13 protein-coding genes are annotated in these 13,931 nt (G+C 68.5%); 9 read left to right on the top strand and 4 right to left on the bottom strand.

What is annotated here, in order from left to right; genetic code table 11:
• Positions 1-3: 3 nt before the first annotated feature.
• The 3 genes from OK17_RS08205 to OK17_RS08195 all read right to left on the bottom strand — a co-directional run bounded on the left by OK17_RS08205 (position 4) and on the right by OK17_RS08195 (position 4,038).
• On the bottom strand, positions 4-294 hold the full coding sequence (locus OK17_RS08205) for an antitoxin (protein ID WP_232717983.1): 291 nt from the start codon (positions 292-294) through the stop codon (positions 4-6).
• A 73-nt stretch (positions 295-367) separates the two neighbouring features.
• Positions 368-2,857 (bottom strand): HAD-IC family P-type ATPase, encoded by a 2,490-nt coding sequence (locus OK17_RS08200; RefSeq protein WP_232717984.1) that lies wholly within the window; start codon positions 2,855-2,857, stop codon positions 368-370.
• Positions 2,854-4,038: an MBL fold metallo-hydrolase gene (locus tag OK17_RS08195; protein WP_461417149.1), complete on the bottom strand. Its 1,185-nt coding sequence runs from the start codon at positions 4,036-4,038 to the stop codon at positions 2,854-2,856. Before OK17_RS08195 ends, OK17_RS08200 begins: the two co-directional genes overlap by 4 nt.
• 175 nt (positions 4,039-4,213) lie before the next feature.
• Here OK17_RS08195 and OK17_RS08190 point away from each other — a divergent pair, with 175 nt between their 5' ends.
• From OK17_RS08190 to OK17_RS08175, 4 genes are all read left to right on the top strand, one after another.
• Entirely contained in the window at positions 4,214-4,873 is a 660-nt protein-coding gene (locus tag OK17_RS08190; protein WP_232717986.1) for a TetR/AcrR family transcriptional regulator, read from the top strand.
• Positions 4,857-6,152: a type III PLP-dependent enzyme domain-containing protein gene (locus OK17_RS08185; protein WP_461417148.1), complete on the top strand. Its 1,296-nt coding sequence runs from the start codon at positions 4,857-4,859 to the stop codon at positions 6,150-6,152. Before OK17_RS08190 ends, OK17_RS08185 begins: the two co-directional genes overlap by 17 nt.
• A complete protein-coding gene (locus tag OK17_RS08180) occupies positions 6,140-7,471 on the top strand; it encodes a D-arabinono-1,4-lactone oxidase (protein ID WP_461417147.1) in 1,332 nt (443 codons plus the stop codon). The genes OK17_RS08185 and OK17_RS08180 overlap by 13 nt, the downstream gene beginning before the upstream one ends.
• A 72-nt stretch (positions 7,472-7,543) precedes the next feature.
• On the top strand, positions 7,544-8,653 hold the full coding sequence (locus OK17_RS08175; protein WP_461417146.1) for an XdhC family protein: 1,110 nt from the start codon (positions 7,544-7,546) through the stop codon (positions 8,651-8,653).
• Between the two features lie 18 nt (positions 8,654-8,671).
• Here OK17_RS08175 and OK17_RS08170 read toward each other — a convergent pair whose 3' ends face one another.
• Complete coding sequence (locus OK17_RS08170) at positions 8,672-9,403, bottom strand: enoyl-CoA hydratase (RefSeq protein WP_461417145.1); 732 nt, start codon at positions 9,401-9,403, stop codon at positions 8,672-8,674.
• 102 nt (positions 9,404-9,505) lie between these two features.
• On the opposite strand from OK17_RS08170, the gene OK17_RS08165 reads away from it, so the two are divergent.
• From OK17_RS08165 to OK17_RS08145, 5 genes are all read left to right on the top strand, one after another.
• A complete protein-coding gene (locus OK17_RS08165) occupies positions 9,506-10,633 on the top strand; it encodes an NAD(P)-binding domain-containing protein (RefSeq protein WP_461417162.1) in 1,128 nt (375 codons plus the stop codon).
• A gap of 79 nt (positions 10,634-10,712) precedes the next feature.
• The gene (locus OK17_RS08160; protein ID WP_232717991.1) at positions 10,713-11,027 is read left to right on the top strand and encodes a helix-turn-helix transcriptional regulator; all 315 of its coding nucleotides are present in this window, start codon (positions 10,713-10,715) and stop codon (positions 11,025-11,027) included.
• The gene (locus tag OK17_RS08155; RefSeq protein WP_461417144.1) at positions 11,024-11,644 is read left to right on the top strand and encodes a hypothetical protein; all 621 of its coding nucleotides are present in this window, start codon (positions 11,024-11,026) and stop codon (positions 11,642-11,644) included. The genes OK17_RS08160 and OK17_RS08155 overlap by 4 nt, the downstream gene beginning before the upstream one ends.
• Complete coding sequence (locus tag OK17_RS08150; protein WP_232717993.1) at positions 11,641-12,537, top strand: ABC transporter ATP-binding protein; 897 nt, start codon at positions 11,641-11,643, stop codon at positions 12,535-12,537. Before OK17_RS08155 ends, OK17_RS08150 begins: the two co-directional genes overlap by 4 nt.
• On the top strand, positions 12,534-13,763 hold the full coding sequence (locus OK17_RS08145; RefSeq protein ID WP_461417143.1) for an ABC transporter permease: 1,230 nt from the start codon (positions 12,534-12,536) through the stop codon (positions 13,761-13,763). The genes OK17_RS08150 and OK17_RS08145 overlap by 4 nt, the downstream gene beginning before the upstream one ends.
• Positions 13,764-13,931 lie beyond the last annotated feature (168 nt).

The following is a 13,931-nucleotide window of genomic DNA, read 5'->3' as shown; positions in this document are numbered from 1 at the left end:
TACCTACTCCGGGTTCTGCGGGTTCCGGGGCTGCGGACTCTGCTGGCCCGGCAACGTCTCTCCGGGGTTGCTGGGCGGCGTCTGTCCCTGGGTGCCCTGTCCCTGGGTGCCCTGTCCCTGAGTGCCCTGCCCCGGCGCGCCGACGGCCTTGCGGACGGCGTCCTGGGCCTTGTCGACCTGACCCGAGTACTTGTTCTTGGTGACCTTGTCGATGGCGTCGCCGCCCTTGTCGATCAGGTTGGGGTTCTTCTGCAGCGTGGCCCTGGCCTTGTTGACGAGTCCCTTGAGATCCATGACGTCTCCTGTGTCGACGAGCCGGACTTCTTCCGGCAACTCGCGGCAGAGTCTAGTCGCCGGCACGGCGTCGTCACACGGTCGACGCCTCGCCCACCCTAACCGACTGTTCCGCGGGCGAACCGTGACTTGCGATCCACCGCGGCACGATCCGCGAAACCGCTTCCACGAACACGATTCCGACGGCCGCCGAGGTGAGCGCGACCGAGTTCATCGTCCAGTTCGACGAGTCGAGGTGGAAGAGGTCCTGGGTGAACGGCCAGGCGAAGATCAGCACGTAGGCACCGGCGGAGACGGCGAGCAGGAGAACCTTCCACCAGTTGTACGGCCGTGCGACCACGGCGAGCACGTAGACCGCGATCGCGATGAGCGTCATCAGCGACGCGGTGGCCGCCTGGGTCTGGGCCGGCGACAGGTCGACGGCGTCGCCACCGACCTCGACACCCGGTCCGCCGGGGTTGACGATCACATAGGTGACGAAGGTGCACAGGCCGACGATGATGCCGTTGGGTACCGCTTGCAGCAGGACCCGCCGCACGAAACCGCGGCGGGCGCGCTCGTTGTTGGGCGCCAGCGACAGCACGAAGGCGGGGATGCCGATGGTGAACCACGCCGAGATCGTCACGTGGATCGGCTGGAACGGGTAGCTCAGCGGATCCGAGTCGAACAGCCTGCCCAGCACGCCGCCGACGCCGACGAACAGCGCCAGCAGCACCGCGTACACCGTCTTGGTGAGGAACAGGTTGGAAACGCGTTCGATGTTGCCGATGACGCGACGGCCTTCGCCCACCACATACGGGAGGGTGGCGAACTTGTTGTCCAGCAACACGATCTGGGCCACCGACCGGGCAGCCGAACTCCCCGACCCCATCGCGACGCCGATATCGGCGTCCTTGAGGGCGAGCACGTCGTTGACGCCGTCGCCGGTCATCGCGACCGTGTTGTCCCGCGACTGCAACGCCTTGACCATGGCGCGTTTCTGATCGGGACGGACGCGACCGAAGGTGACGCCCTGTTCGACGACGTCGGCCAGTTCGCCCTCCTCCTCGGGCAGCTTGCGGGCATCGACGGAGGTGTCGGCCGAGCCGAGTCCGAGTGATTCGGCGACCGCCCCGACCGAGCGGGCGTTGTCGCCGGAGATCACCTTGACCGCGACGTGCTGCTGTTCGAAGTAGTCGATGGTGCCGCGGGCGTCGGGGCGGACCCGCTGTTCGAGCACGACGAGCCCGACCGGGATCACGGTGCCGGGGGCGACGGCGCCGTCGGCGGGTTCGGTGTCGACGGGGACGTCGGTGCGTGCGAGCAGCAGCACGCGCAGTCCGGTGGCGCCGATGTCGGAGGCCAGCTGGGCGGTCTCCCCCGCGGGGTCGAGCAGCACGTCGGGTGCGCCGATCAGCCAGTTGCCCACCTCGGCGCCGGCCTCGTCGGCGAACGAGATCCCACTCCACTTGGTGGCCGAGGTGAACGGCTTGATCGCGGTCACCGTCCACGACGGCGGGGTCGGATATGCCTCGGCAACGGCGATCATGCTCGCATTGGGGCGCGGATCGTGGGCGGCCAGCGCGGCGAGCACCTCACCGGCGAGCTCCGGCGAATCGTCGCCGACGACACGCAGTTCGGAGAGCCGCATGCCGTTCTCGGTGAGGGTGCCGGTCTTGTCGGCGCACACGACGTTCACGCGGGCCAGCCCCTCGATCGCGGGGAGCTCGTTGACGAGGCACTGCCGCTGACCGAGGCGCACGACGCCGACGGCGAAGGCGATCGAGGTCATCAGGACCAGCCCCTCGGGGACCATCGGCACCAGCGCGGCGACCATGCCCAGCAGCGCCTGCTTGAGCCCGTTCTCGCTGATGAACAGCTGGTTGACGATGGTCAGGATGCCGGCGGGGATCAGCAGCCAGGTGATGACCCGCAGGATCTGGTCGATGCCCGAGCGGAGTTCGGAGGAGACCAGGGTGAACTTCGAGGCCTCGGCCGCGAGCTGCGCGGCGTACGCATCGGCCCCGACCTTGGTCGCCCGGTAGGCGCCGCCACCGGCGACCACGAAGCTGCCGGACATGACCTGTGCGCCCGGGTCCTTGTCGATCGGATCGGCCTCACCGGTCAGCAGCGACTCGTCGACGTCGAGTGCGGTGGCCTCGATGACCTCGCCGTCGACGACGATCTGGTCGCCGGCGCCGATCTCGATGATGTCGTCGAGCACGACCTCGTCGGGCGCGACCTCCACGACCTCACCGTCGCGTCGGACCCGCGGCCGGGTCTGGCCGACGATGGCGAGTTTGTCGAGGGTGCGCTTGGCGCGGATCTCCTGGACGATGCCGATCGTCGAATTGGCGATGATCAGCAGACCGAACAGACCGTTGATGAGCGAACCGGTGAACGCGACGATGGCGAACAGGACGCCGAGGATCGCGTTGATGCGCGTGAAGACGTTGGCGCGCACGATGTCCGCGACGCTGCGGCCCGAGCGGTCGGGCATGGAGTTGACCTTGCCCTCGGCGACCCGTTGGGCCACCTCTGCCGCGCTGAGACCCGGCTCGATCGTCTCCGCCGTGGTGCTCACGCCGAAACCTCCCACCAACTCGGATGCGCCACACCGGTTCCGGTGCGGTGTTCGAGGTCGATCGAACCACCGGGCTGTGGGACGAGCACAGTCGGGTCGCCGTGGTGTGCGGCGGCCTGCAGCCGCGCGATCGGCTCACCCCAGGGATGGCGGGCGAGATTGAAGGTGCCCCAGTGGATCGGGATCATCACCGAATCGGCCCCGGACCCCGGCGACACCATCCGGTGCACCGACAGCGCCTCCTCGGGGTTCACGTGGATGTCGGGCCACATCACGTCGTAGGCGCCGACGGCGATGAGCGTCAGATCGAAGGGACCGAGCTTCGCTCCGAGATCCTCGAATCGGTCGGTGTGGCCGGTGTCGCCGGAGAAGAAGACGCGGTGGGTGTGACCGGCGATCGCCCAGCTCCCCCATTGCGTGAGGTTGCGCGCCAGCCACCGTCCGGAGAAGTGGCGTGCCGGACCGCAGGTGAACCGCAGTTCGCCACCACGGGTGGCGACGACGATCTCGTCCCACCAATCCGCCTGCCGGATACGGTCTTCGGCGATCCCCCAGGCCATGAGATGTGCGGCGACGCCGATCGTCGTGACGAACACGGCGTCGGGCTGGGTCGACGCGATCGTGGTGACCGTGTCCATGTCGAGGTGGTCGTAGTGGTCGTGGCTGATCACCACGACGTCGATCGGGGGCAGCTGACCTGCGGACAGCGGGGCCGCATGCATGCGCCCCGGGCCGACGAGCTGACTCGGCGAACAGCGCCGGCTCAGGACCGGGTCGGTGATGATGCGGGCGCCGTCGATGTCGACGACGGCGGTGGCGTGTCCGAGCCAGGTGACGGCGAGGGGCGACGGGGCGTCGAAGGTCGGGACGGTGACCATCACCGGCCGGCGGGGCCGGCCCGGGCGGCGGGCCATGTCGGCGAGCACCTGCCGGTCCGGGGTGATGGACCCCTCCGGCGGCTCGGGGTTGTCGAAGACCCCGTCTCGCAGGTGCGGGGACGTGCGGACGTGCGGCACGATCTCCTCGCGGGTGGCGCCGAGTGCACGTGCCGGGCCGAGACCACCGGCGGCGAGCCGTTCGGCCACCGCGTCGGCCATCATCACCCCGGCCGATGTCACCCGCCCGAGGACCCGCGAGGTCGCGTCGGGGCCGGTTCTTTCGGAGTTCGTGGTCACGTCCACACAGTAATCCGATCGAGTGGGGTTCGACGCGAAGCACGGCGGCGTCGGCTCGGAAGCCTCTCACGGCGACCGTCGAGTTGTGAGCAACGATAAACATCGGCACGTTTTTGGGTGATGAACCGCGCAAACGCCGACAACGGCACTGGTAGGCTGCGGCGAACATTGTCCACCGCACATGCGCAGGCGCATGTTGGCCAAGGGGTTGACCGTCGTGCCACGGATGTCCGTCGAACAGCGTCGAAGCGCGCTCATCGAGTCGGCCTACCGCGTGATAGCCGATCACGGTGTGGAAGGGGCCACCACCCGCCGCATCTGCGCTCACGCCGGGATGCCGCTCGCGAGTTTCCATTACGCGTTCGAGAGCCGCACCGCACTGTTGTGCGCGGTGATGGAGCAGGCGGTGCCCCACGACATCGAGCGCATGCTGCACACCGTGCTGCCGGCAGCAGAGTACGGCGACACCTTCACGCTCGAAGTGATCCGGGACAACATGGAGCGGCAGTTCCATGCGTTCTACGACCTGCTGAAGGCCGATCCCGGCCGGATGCAGGCGGGTATCGCACTGGGCATCTACGCGCACAATCACCCGGAGCTCCAGCAGGTCGGCCACGCCATGTACGGCGAGTTGTACCGGATCGCCACGGCCGGACTGCAGGCCATCACCGACCACGCCCCGGTGTCCTTCACCCGCCCGGTGGAGGAACTCGGCCCGTTCGTCATCGCCGCCACCAACGCGATCACGCTGACCTTCCTGAGCACCGGTGACGACAAGGTGATCAGCTCGATCATCACCGCGGTCTCCGACCAGCTCTTCACCTATGTCAGGCTCGACTGAGCATCCCACCCATGGGTCGTCGTCGATCGGGGAGTTCGACGACGGACTGTGGGTGAACGACGCCGAGAAGTACTGGGCGTCAATCGATTCCGCGGTACGCGAGGCCGGTCTGGACGCCCCGGTCCTCGCCCTCGACCGGACCGCGCTCGAGCACAACGCGGCCGATCTGTTGCGGCGCTCCGCGGGTGTCCCGATCCGGATCGCAAGCAAGTCCCTCCGTGTGCGTTCGGTGATCGCCGACCTCGCCGGTCGTCCCGGCTTCCACGGTGTGCTCGCCTACGATCTCGCCGAAGCACACTGGCTGGCGACGACCTCGGACATCGGCGACATCCTCATCGGTTATCCGAGCGTCCGCCGGGAAGCACTGGCGGCCTTCGTCTCCGACGAGGCGGCGACGAGTCGCGTGAGCCTGCTCGTCGACTCGGTCGACCAGCTCGACATCATCGATGCCGTCGCCCCACCCGCCGCACGACGACCGATCCGCGTGGCCATCGACCTCGACGCGTCGTACCGGCTCCTCGGCGGTCGGGTCCACATCGGCGTCCGCCGATCCCCGGTCCATTCGCGACGCGACGTGCTCGACCTCGCCCGGACCATCGTCGCGCGGAACGGTTTCGACCTGGTCGGGGTGATGTCGTACGAGGCGCAGGTCGCCGGCGTCGCCGACGCGGTACCGGGGAAAGCCGTCGTCAACCGGGCGGTCGGGATGATGCAGCGCCGGTCGATGGTCGAGCTGCGTCGCCGGCGCGGGAAGATCATCGGCGAGCTGCGGCAGATCGCCGACCTGGAATTCGTCAACGGCGGCGGCACCGGCTCCCTGGAGGAGACTGCCCGGGACCGGTCCGTCACCGACATCGCCGCGGGCAGCGGCCTTTTCGGCGGCCACCTGTTCGACGGGTACGCCCGGTTCCGCCCGGCACCGGCGCTGTCGTTCGGACTCGACGTCGTCCGTCGCCCCGGCCGCGGCATCGTCACCTGCGCCGGTGGCGGCTGGATCGCCTCCGGACCACCCGCACTGGATCGCCTCCCGAAGCCGGTGTGGCCGAGCGGACTCGAGTTCGTCGGCACCGAGGCCGCCGGCGAGGTGCAGACGCCGCTTCGCGGCGAGGCTGCGCACGGCATCGCGATCGGTGATCGAGTATGGTTCCGGCACACCAAGTCCGGCGAGGTCTGCGAACGTGCCCGGCACGTCGCGATCATCGACCGCGACGACGCCGGTCACGCGGTCGTCGGTGAGGTCGTGCCGACCTACCGAGGCGAAGGGAAATGCTTTCTGTGAGCGGGACGTCGACTTCAGCCGGGCACACCTGGCGCAACTGGGGCGGCACCGCGTCGTGCACACCGAGCCGTGTGCTTCGCCCGACGAGTGCGGGCGCCATCGCCGACATCGTGCGGGACACCGCGGAGCGGGGCGGCACGGTCAAGACCGTCGGCGCTGGACACAGCTTCTCCCCCATCGCCGTCGCCGACGACGTCCAGCTCGATCTGTCCGGCCTGCGTGGTCTGGCCGGCACCGACGGTCACCGGGTGACGCTGCACGCGGGCACCCACCTGCACGAGATCCCCGCGCTGCTGGCACCGCGGGGGCTCGCGATGGCCAACCTCGGCGACGTCGACCGGCAGACCATCGCGGGGGCGACCTCCACCGGAACCCACGGCACCGGGCTGGCGTTCGGCGGCATCAGCACGCAGATCGCGGGCGTCACCCTCGTGAACGGCAAGGGGGAGATCGTGACCATCGGTCCCGACGACCCCGAACTCGGCGCTGCCGCACTGGGCCTCGGCGCCCTCGGGGTTCTCGTCGAGATCACGCTCGACTGCGTCGACAACTTCCGGTTGTACGCCGTCGAGGGTCCGGCCACCGCCGACGATGCGATCGCCGGCTTCCTCGACCGTGTCGCCTCGTCCGACCACCACGAGTTCTACATCTTCCCGCACACCGATTGCGCACTCGTGAAGACCAACACGCGACTCGGAACGGATGCACCGATCACGGGACCGTCGCGGTTCCGCCGGTACGTCGACGACGAACTGTTGAGCAACAAGGTCTTTCGCGTGCTGTGCGAGGTCGGGGTCCGCGCGCCGCGTCTGATCCCCGCCATCAACTCGGTGGCCGGGCGCAGCCTGTCGTCCCGCGAACTCACCGACACGTCGACCAAGATCTTCGTCTCCGACCGTGATGTGCGCTTCCGCGAGATGGAGTATGCGATCCCCCTCGAGGACGTCCCGGCGGCGCTGAGCGAGATCCGCGCACTGCTGGACCGCCGCAAGTACCGGGTCAGCTTCCCCATCGAGGTACGTGCCGCCGCGGCAGACGACCTGATGCTCTCCACCGCCGCCGGACGCCGCAGCGGCTACATCGCCGTCCACCGCTACCACCGCGACGACCCGGCCGACTCCGCCGCGTACTTCGCCGACGTCGAGGCGATCCTCACCGGTTTCGGCGGACGCCCCCACTGGGGCAAGATGCACACCCGCGACGCGGAGTACCTGCGCAGCGTCTACCCGCGCTTCGACGAGTTCCGTGCGGTGCGCGACCGGTTCGACCCGTCGCGCGTGTTCGCGAACGACTACCTGCGGCGGGTGCTGGGCGACTAGCAAGCGCCTCCGCACAGGTGTCGCCACCGGCCCATCTGGCCCGGTCGGTCGGCATCTGGTCAACTGGAGTGCATGCGCGACATCCTGCCCGACCTGCTCGCCGCCCTCGGCGGCGCCGACGCGCGTCCCGTGGCGCTGTGCCGGGTCATCTCGACATCCGGGTCGGCACCGCGCGAGGTCGGGGCATCGATGGTCGTCACGCAGGACGACACCGTCATCGGCTCGGTCTCCGGCGGGTGCGTCGAGTCGGCCCTGGTCCACACCGCGCAGCAGGTGCTCGAGGACGGGCTCGCGGTCGTCGAGCAGTTCGGCATCGAGGACCCTCGTGATCCCGCGCCCGGCCTCACCTGCGGAGGCCAGATCGACGTCGTCGTCGAACGGATCGAACCCACGCCGGAACGACTGGGTCAGCTCCGACGCCTCGCGGACGCACTCGCGGCCGACGAACCGATCGCCGTCGCCACGACGCTGAACGCCCACCCGGACTGGTATGTCGCGACCGACACCTCCCGGCCGCCGTGGCGTCGTCTCGATCACGACGTCGCCGACATGCTCGAGACCGGTCGCACCGGCGTGATCGGCGTCGACGACTGCGAGGCCACCGATCCCGCCGCGCCGACCGAGGACCGGCCGCGCACCTTCGTGCAGACCTTCGCCCCGCCGGCACGGCTGATCCTGGTGGGCGCCAATGACTTCGTGCGCGCCCTCGCTTCACTGGGTTCGACGCTCGGGATGCGCGTCACCGTCGTCGACGCGCGGCCCGTGTTCGCGACGCCGGAACGCTTCCCCGACGCCGACGAGGTGATCGTCGGCTGGCCCGATCGCTATCTCGCCGAACAGATCCGGGACCGGCAGATCCGCTCGACCACGGCGCTGTGCGTGATGACCCACGACACCAAGTTCGACGTGCCGACGCTCCGCACCGCCCTGCAGTCACCGACGTTCGGTTTCATCGGCGCACTCGGTTCACGCCGGACCGCGGCGGATCGCGACGAACGCCTCCGCGCGGAGGGCGTCGACGAGACACAGCTGTCGCGTCTGCGTTCACCCCTGGGACTCGATCTCGGCGGTCACACACCGGCCGAGGTGGCCGTTGCGATCGCGGCGCAGCTCATCGCGGAACGCCATGGGGCCCAGGCAGAACCGCTGCACCAGGGCACCGGGCCCATCCACCGGCGCTGAACCGGCCGAGCGTGCGGGTCAGTGCCCGACGAACTTCGGCGGCCGCTTCTCGTTGCGTGCGGCACGACCCTCGGCCATGTCGTCGCTCTGCCAGGCACGCACCATCGCGGCGACCCGGTCCTCGGGTGCCGTGTCGCGGGCGCCGTCGCCGTTGAGGACCAGTTTGTAGTGCTGCAGGGTCAGCGGCGCGAGGTCGGCGATGGTGGCCGCCCAGTGCTGGGCGTCGGCGAGATCACCGATGCGGTTGGCGAATCCGAGGGTGTGGGCACGGTCGGCGTTCAGCGGGTCACACCCGATGAGCATGCCGCGAGCCTGTCCGGCACCGACCAGCGAGACGAGCCGACGGATGGTCCACTCGTCCACGGCGACACCGATTTTTGCGGCGGGGATGGCGGCGATCGCATCGGGTGCCATCACGCGGAGGTCGGCGGCCATGGCCAGCTGGAGTCCACCTCCGATGGCGGAACCGTTGAGAGCGGCGATGACCGGGACCGGCGTCGACTCGATGCGGTGCAGCGTCGACACCAGCTTGTCGAGGAAGCCCGGGTCGTAGACCGGCCCGGACAGGTCGGCGCCCGCGCTGAACACCGGTCCGCGTCCCGTGACCACGATGGCCCGGGCACCCGCCGAGGTCGCGGCACCGAAGGCGTCGGCCAGCCCGCTCAGCATCTCCTCGTTGAGGGCGTTGCGCTTGTCGACCCGGTCGAGCTCGATGGTGACAACGGCGCCGTCGGTGGTGGAGTGGATCATAGGGGCCAAGCCTACCGATGACACTGCGGGACCGAGTCGTGACAGGGTGGTGAGGTGCCGAACACCACGCCGCGCAGCACCGTCCCGAGCAGCGCCCTCCAGATCGGCGCGCCCGGCTCGGACACGGTCGACGTCGAGGCCCACTCGGACGTTCTGGTCATCGGCGGCGGACAGGCAGCACTGTCGTCGGCCTACTTCCTGCACCGCTTCGGCCTCGGTGACCGGTATCAGATGCTCGACCATGCGCCCGGCCCCGGCGGCGCCTGGCAGTTCCGCTGGCCGACGCTGACCCTAGCCACCGCCAACCGGGTGCACGACCTGCCCGGATGGGGGATCGTCGAGGCGCTCGGCCTCGACTGTGACCAACTGCCCGCGGCCACCGCGGTCCCCGAGTACTTCGGCCGCTACGAGGCGAAGTTCGGCCTGAACGTCCGTCGGCCGGTGCACGTTCGGGCGGTCCGTCGGGACAGCGAGGGATTCCGTGTCGACCTGGCCGACGGCCGCACCCTCACCACGAACGTCATAATCAACGCCACCGGCACGTGGGACCGGCCGTTCATCCCGCACATCCCCGGCGCCGCCGACTTCCGAGGACGCCAGCTGCACACGCACGACTACACGTCACCGGCGAAGTTCGCCGGCAAGCGGGTCCTCGTGGTGGGTGCCGGGATCTCGGCGATCCAGCTGCTCATCGAGATCGCCCGCGAAGCACCCGGCGTCGAGACGTTCTGGTGCTCGCGGCGCGAACCGGTCTTCAGCACCGAACCGTTCACGCCCGAACAGGGACGAGAGGCCGTCGCACGCGTCGAGCGCCGTGTCCGCGCGGGACTGCCCCCGACGTCGGTCGTCTCGGTGACCGGCCTCGCCCTGACACCCGCGATCGCCGCCGCCCAGCGGGACGGCATCCTGTCGTGGCGCCCGATGTTCACCCGCATCACCGAGACCGGCGTCTGTTGGGACTGCGGCCCCGCGGGTGGCGAGCATCTCGACCTGGACGTCATCTTCTGGAACACCGGCTTCCGCAGTTCGCTCGATCATCTGGCCCCGCTGCGGCTGCGCGCACCGGGTGGCGGCATCACCATGACCGGCCGTCTCGCGACGGTCGTCGAGGCCGATCCGCGTGTCCAGCTGATCGGGTACGGCCCGTCGGCGTCGACGATCGGGGCCAACCGAGCCGGCCGCGAAGCCGCGAGAGTGGCCGCTGACCTGCTCGAAGTCGCCTCGCGCTGATCGTTCAGCGCCACGACGGCGCTACCGTCGTCGTTATTGGGGATTGACAGATTGTTGTGTTTTCCCAACACTTGATGGCGTGAGTCCAATACGCCGTGGGGAAAAGCTTCCCATCTACAACCGCATCGGCGTCCTGCGTGCGGAACGGCAGATGTCGCGGGCCGAGCTCGCGACACTCGTCGGCATCAACGTCCAGTCCGTCGGTGCCCTCGAGCGGGGCGACAACTATCCCAGCCTCGACCTCGCCTTCCGCATCTGCGACGTCTTCGACCTTCCTGTCGAAGCCGTGTTCAGCCGAACGCCGTTCGGTGCCATGTCGGCCGAGCTCTACCGGCGTGACACGCGCTCGGCCCCGAGCGGCTCACCCACCAACGACACCGGAGGTGATCGATGAACGACCCCAACTCGGCGTTCCCCGAGGCGGCGAAACCCGAGATCTGGCGCCGTTACGAGAACTGGCGGGGGCGCCGGCACGAAGAGTTCAACGCCAAGCACGCCCATCGTCTGACCACCTGGCGTAACCAGCGCGCATATCGGCGACTGGTGATCACGCTGCTGTGCGCACTGGTCTTCGTCATCGCCAGCTCCTTCCTGGCCTTCCGGTCGTCGGGATGGTTCCTGCTGCCCTTCGGCATCGGCCTGGTCTCGGTCATCACCATTCAGATCGCGCTGCGTATCGTCACCGGCTCCATCGCCGACGCACCGGTGTCCGCCCTCGACGAGATCCAGCTGGCCCAACGCAATTCGGCGCGATCCTTCGGCTTCTTCGTGCTCTACGCCGTCATGTTCATCCCGTACTTCGTCCTCGTCGGGATCAGCATGCGCGACGAGGTGCCCGGCCAGTGGGTCTACGGAAGCGCCATCCTGCTGATCTCCCTGGTCCTCACCGCGATCTGCCTGCCCAACATGCTCATCGCCTGGTGGATGGCCGATCCCGACCCGGAAGACCTGATCGAACCCCGACAGACACCCTCCGACACCGCCACCGGCGGAAAGGAACGTGACTCATGAACGCACCACTCATCGTCGACGGACTTCACAAACGCTACGGGGATCTGGTCGCACTGCGCGACATGACCTTTCACGTCGAGCCCGGCGAGATCTTCGGTTTCGTGGGCAGCAACGGCGCCGGCAAGTCGACCACCATGCGCATCATCCTCGGAGTTCTCTCCGCCGACGCCGGCGAGGTCCGGCTCGGGAATCGTCCCATCGACCTCGACCTTCGTCGTCGTATCGGATACATGCCCGAGGAACGCGGCCTCTACCCGAAGATGAAGGTCGGCGAACAGCTCACCTTCCTCGCGAAACTCCACGGCATGGACACCGCGGAGGCCGAGGAGTCGGTGGAACGATGGACCGAACGCCTCGGCGTCGGCAGCCGGTACGACGACAACGTCGCCGACCTCAGCCTCGGCAACCAGCAGCGCGTCCAACTCGCTGCCGCGCTCGTCCACGACCCCCAGGTGCTGGTGCTCGACGAGCCGTTCTCCGGCCTCGACCCGGTCGCCGTCGACGTCATGAGCGATGTGCTCAAAGAAAAGGCCGCGGAGGGTATCCCGGTCATCTTCTCCTCGCATCAGCTCGATCTGGTGCAACGACTGTGCGACCGAGTCGGCATCGTCGTGCGCGGCGAGATGCGTGCCCTGGGCACGGTCGAAGCTCTGCGTTCCCGCGACGGCATCACCCTCGAAGTCACCGGCCCCCGTGCCGACGTCGCCTGGGCCGACGCACTACCCGGTGTCCGCGAGGCCGCCTACGGCGAGACCACCCGACTCCTCGTCGACCCGGATGTGGTCGATGACCAGCAGATCCTGGCGGCAGCACTCGACCACGGTCCGGTCCACCGCTTCACGACGTCCACCCCGTCCCTCACCGACATGTTCCGAGAGGTCGTTTCGGCATGACCACACTGCACCACAGCCCCACCACGACACCGAACCCATCAGCCAAGGCCTCGGCCGCGCAGGCCATCCGGCTCGTCGCCGAACGCGAGATCACCACGCGGGCCAAGACCCGCTCGTTCGTCGTCAGCACCGCCCTGCTGATGGTCGTGATCATCGTCGGCGCCATCCTCATCAACCTGTTCGCCGGCGGTGAGGACGTCGAGAAGCTCGCGGTGGTCGGCCAACCGGCAGCGATCACCGAATCGATCGTCGCGGTCGGCGACTCCGCCGGTACGTCCATCGCGACCGAGCCCGTGGACACCGTCGAGCAGGCCCGTACCAAGGTCTCCGACGGTGATGTCGCGGCGGCCCTCGTGCCAGGTGAGGCCCCCGGGTCGCACGTGATCCTGAGCAAGGACGGCGCCGACCCCGCTGTCGAAGGCCCCATTCGGACCGCGGTCTCCCAGGCGGGCCTCGCCGACGCACTCGCAGCTCGCGGCGTCGATGCGGCGTCGCTCCCCGCGGTGGACATCTCGGTGACGCAGCTCGACCCGGCGCGCCCGGATGAGGGAGAACGGCTTGTCATCGCCTTGGTCGGCGTCATCCTGCTGATCACGGCGATCATGATGGGCGGCACGATGGTGGCCGTCGGCGTCGTCGAGGAGAAGACCTCCCGGGTCGTCGAACTGCTGCTTGCAACGATCAAGCCGCTGAACCTGCTGTGGGGCAAGATCATCGGCATCGGTGCGGTCGCGCTCACTCAAGTCGTGTTGCTCGGTGCGACAGCACTGATCGCCGGCACCGCAACCGGAATCCTCACGCTGCCTGGAGCCGCGGTCGGCATGTTCGCGGCCGTCATCGCCTGGTTCGTGCTCGGTTTCCTGTTCTTCGCGTCCCTCTACGCCGCGACCGGCGCGATCGTGTCCCGGCAGGAGGAACTGAGCTCCGCGTCGTTCCCGTTGACGGTTCTCGCCATGGGCGTGATGTACGCGGGCATCTTCGGTGTGCAGGCGCTCGATTCGACCCTCATCAAGACCCTCAGCTGGATTCCGCCGTTCAGCGCGGCACTCATGCCGATGCAGATCGCCAGCGGCGACACCAACACCCTCCAGATCGTTCTCACGTTTGTGCTCATGGCGGCTGTCTGCGCTCTCGCCACCTGGGTTGCAGCACGCATTTACCAGCGCTCGATCCTCCGTACCGGTTCCCGCCTCGGCTGGGGTGAGGTGCTCAAGCTCGCTCGCTGACAAAAACGACGAATGCCCCGCGACCAGGAGGTCGCGGGGCATTTCTCGTGTCTGGAGTATGGGCCGGCCGCCGCCGGGGGTTTCGTAGAAAATATGCGCGCTATAAGCGCAGTATTTCTACATTCTGGTGGCTGGCCAGGTGACCCTGGAATGCATTGTGGCCCTACA

This window comes from Gordonia sp. GN26, assembly GCF_054823965.1.
Note: the sequence above shows the minus strand (reverse complement) of the source record. Positions and strands in the feature narration are given on the sequence as shown.

What these genes read in the sequence shown, in the direction of transcription:
- OK17_RS08150 (WP_232717993.1), top strand. Translation starts at nt 11,641, where the DNA reads ATGAACGCACCACTCATCGTCGACGGACTTCACAAACGCTACGGGGAT.
- OK17_RS08205 (WP_232717983.1), bottom strand. Translation starts at nt 294, where the DNA reads ATGGATCTCAAGGGACTCGTCAACAAGGCCAGGGCCACGCTGCAGAAG.
- OK17_RS08175 (WP_461417146.1), top strand. Translation starts at nt 7,544, where the DNA reads ATGCGCGACATCCTGCCCGACCTGCTCGCCGCCCTCGGCGGCGCCGAC.
- OK17_RS08185 (WP_461417148.1), top strand. Translation starts at nt 4,857, where the DNA reads ATGTCAGGCTCGACTGAGCATCCCACCCATGGGTCGTCGTCGATCGGG.
- OK17_RS08170 (WP_461417145.1), bottom strand. Translation starts at nt 9,403, where the DNA reads ATGATCCACTCCACCACCGACGGCGCCGTTGTCACCATCGAGCTCGAC.
- OK17_RS08145 (WP_461417143.1), top strand. Translation starts at nt 12,534, where the DNA reads ATGACCACACTGCACCACAGCCCCACCACGACACCGAACCCATCAGCC.
- OK17_RS08190 (WP_232717986.1), top strand. Translation starts at nt 4,214, where the DNA reads ATGCGCAGGCGCATGTTGGCCAAGGGGTTGACCGTCGTGCCACGGATG.
- OK17_RS08155 (WP_461417144.1), top strand. Translation starts at nt 11,024, where the DNA reads ATGAACGACCCCAACTCGGCGTTCCCCGAGGCGGCGAAACCCGAGATC.
- OK17_RS08180 (WP_461417147.1), top strand. Translation starts at nt 6,140, where the DNA reads ATGCTTTCTGTGAGCGGGACGTCGACTTCAGCCGGGCACACCTGGCGC.